The following is a 1,804-nucleotide window of genomic DNA, read 5'->3' as shown; positions in this document are numbered from 1 at the left end:
ACCCGGCCCCGCAGACCCGGCGGATTCCGCGGGCCCTCTCGACCCCGCGGATCCGCCGGGTCCATCCACGCCGCCGAGGACCCCCGTCCCGGCGGTCTCCGTGGACGGCGCGGACGGGGGTGCGGGCGTCGCCGCTTCCGTCCGCGCCGCCGTCCCTGTCCTCGGTGCCCACCGCAGCGGCACCGCCGGCACGCGCCGTTCCGCCGGCGCCGGTTCCGCCGCCGAGGGCGAGGGCAGGGCGTCCATCGGGTGTTCGAGCCCGGTCACCGGCCGGGCCGGGGCGCTCGGCGCCTCCTGGAGCAGGCCGCCGGGTGCGGTGTTCCGGACCCCGACGAGGGAGGGCGCTCCCACGAACGACGGGTCCTGCCAGGTCGGCAGCCGCCCGCCGAACCCGGCGTCCGCGACCGGGGCCCGGCTCCCGGACGTGGAGCGCTGGATCGGCGGCAGCCCCGTCCAGGCGGTCGTCCGGCCGGTCGTCCGGGTGGCCGCGGGCGGCGCGCCGTCCGCGCCGCCCGCGCCGCCCGCTCCGTCCGCCGGAGCCCCGGTGGTCTCCGCCGGTTCCGCCGCGGTGTCGGCGGCGGGGCCGGGACGGCGCCTCCGCAGCCGGTCGAGGAAGCCCACAGCTCAGCCCTCCGTACCCGCACGTGTCACCAGGGACGCGATCTGGGCCGTGTACTGCCGCCGGTCGCGGTGTTCCAGGTCCAGGATCGACTCCAGGCTCCAGTGGAAGTGATAGGCGACGTACGCGATCTCCTCGTGCAGCCGGTCGGTCGCGTACGTCACGATTCCCCCAGGCGGCTCCCGCCGAGTTCCACCTCGAACGGCTCGGAGCAGTGCGGACACTCCACGGCGGCGCGGGAGTGCCCCTCGGTGTTGATCTGGCGGTAGAAGTCCTGGAGGAAGGCGAGGTCGGAGGCGAACATCCGCTCCACGACGCCGTCGTGCACCATCGGCAGCGTGCCGAGGCGGGTGATGACCTGGCCGAGCAGTACCACCGACAGATACGCCGGATTCTCCTGGACCCGGACGTCGCGCAGCGGGACCAGTTCGTCCCGTGCCGTCGACAGCCGCATCACACCGTCCCGGTGCACCGTGCCCGACTCGTCCACGTATCCGCGCGGCAGTTGGAAGGGGAACTCGGTGCGCAGCTCCCGCTGTGCCGTGCCGGCGGGAGGTGCGGCGGCGGAAGCAGGATCGGGGGAATCCGCTCCAGCCGCCGCGGTCTGAGGTGTCGGTGACGCCGCGGCGGCCGTGTCCGCGCCTCGCGCACCGGCAGCCGTGCGCCGCATTACTCGACGACCAGTTCTTCGAACGTGATGGTCACGGTCTCGGTGAGGGCGGAGGCTTCGCCCGCCTTCACGGTGCTTGTGTCGATCTTGCTGCACCAGGCGTTGCGCAGGTTGTACCGCTTCACCGGGTTGTCCTCGAAGTCCATCATGAGGATGCTGGCGTTCTTCCGGGCCGTGGCCATATGGCCGGCGATCGAGTCGTTGATCCACTCGGTGAACGACGCGGACTGCGTCATACCGCGCACGACCGTGCAGGTCCCGCTCTTCTTCGTCCCCGGCAGGGTCTTGACCGTGTTGTTGCCGTCGGCGGTGTTCTGCGTGTACGTGATGACGTCCTGCTCGATCGTCAGGCCGCTGACCTCGGCGAGGTACTCGACCATGATGCCGTCGATCTGCAGGCCGAAATTGTGTGATGTGAGGGCGTCACCTGGCTGAAGACTCATGCGCTCGCTGTCCTTCCGGGCCCGTCAGGACCCGCTGGAGGTGGTGGAGATGGCGGAGATGGCGGAGATGGT

The 1,804-nt window shown here is 71.9% G+C and carries 3 protein-coding genes and 1 pseudogene; all 4 read right to left on the bottom strand.

Annotated features, from left to right (window positions below):
- Nucleotides 1-621 (bottom strand): annotated as a pseudogene (locus G5C65_RS36670) (hypothetical protein); the annotation flags it as partial.
- A gap of 3 nt (nucleotides 622-624) precedes the next feature.
- Nucleotides 625-783 carry a DUF6760 family protein gene (locus G5C65_RS36665; protein WP_165303361.1) on the bottom strand — a complete coding sequence of 53 codons (159 nt, stop codon included), beginning with the start codon at nucleotides 781-783 and terminating at the stop codon, nucleotides 625-627.
- The gene (locus G5C65_RS36660) at nucleotides 780-1,289 is read right to left on the bottom strand and encodes a hypothetical protein (RefSeq protein WP_165303360.1); all 510 of its coding nucleotides are present in this window, start codon (nucleotides 1,287-1,289) and stop codon (nucleotides 780-782) included. The genes G5C65_RS36665 and G5C65_RS36660 overlap by 4 nt, the downstream gene beginning before the upstream one ends.
- On the bottom strand, nucleotides 1,289-1,732 hold the full coding sequence (locus tag G5C65_RS36655) for a phage tail protein (RefSeq protein ID WP_165303359.1): 444 nt from the start codon (nucleotides 1,730-1,732) through the stop codon (nucleotides 1,289-1,291). Before G5C65_RS36655 ends, G5C65_RS36660 begins: the two co-directional genes overlap by 1 nt.
- Between the last annotated feature and the right edge of the window lie 72 nt (nucleotides 1,733-1,804).

It is taken from the genome of Streptomyces boncukensis (genome assembly GCF_011045075.1).
GTDB classification, from domain to species: domain Bacteria; phylum Actinomycetota; class Actinomycetes; order Streptomycetales; family Streptomycetaceae; genus Streptomyces; species Streptomyces boncukensis.
Note: the sequence above shows the minus strand (reverse complement) of the source record. Positions and strands in the feature narration are given on the sequence as shown.